Annotated in this window: 1 protein-coding gene; it reads left to right on the top strand. The window is 30.0% G+C overall.

Features of this window, described 5'->3' with window-relative positions:
* Positions 1-98 precede the first annotated feature (98 nt).
* On the top strand, positions 99-656 hold a 558-nt coding region (locus AC1DPZ_RS28575), incomplete at its 3' end, for a lipopolysaccharide biosynthesis protein (RefSeq protein ID WP_477409910.1).

Below are 656 nucleotides of genomic sequence, written 5' to 3'. Positions count from 1 at the left end.
AAGTTAATTGGCTCCCAGCTAAACTAAGTATTCTCATTATTTGTGAGTTATTCTTGTTTTTGTAAAATGCATTAAAATAGGCCATCAAAATATTTTAGATGTTAAAAAGTGTAAAAGGAAGAGTTATTGATTTTTTTTCAAAAGGACATGAACGAACGCTTAAAGCAAAAAAAAATATAGCGTTTTCCTTTCTGCTAAAAGGCGGAAGCATTGGTATAGGATTTATTTTGGTGCCCATGACAATCCATTATATTAATCCAGTTCAATATGGTGTATGGTTAACTTTAAGCTCGATAGTAAATTGGTTCAGCTTTTTTGACGTTGGTTTAGGTAATGGGTTAAAGAATAAAATTGCTGAAACAAATGCTTTAGAACAGCATGATAACTCAAGGATATATGTGAGCACAACGTATGCTACGCTAACAATAATCGCAACGATACTTATATCTTTTTTTATAATTATTAATGCTTTTACTAACTGGAGTAGGATATTAAATACTCCGGAAATTAAAGGGGAAAGTCTAAATCTCATAGCTTTTATAATATTTGTTTTTTTTTGCATCCAGTTTATTTTACAAATACTTAATACCATTCTAATAGCCAATCACGCAATTTCAAAGGTTTCACTGATAAATGTAATAGGACAGTTAATTAGC

This window comes from Mucilaginibacter sp. P4_G9, assembly GCF_056400985.1.
This window is presented reverse-complemented; position numbering and strand designations above follow the sequence as displayed.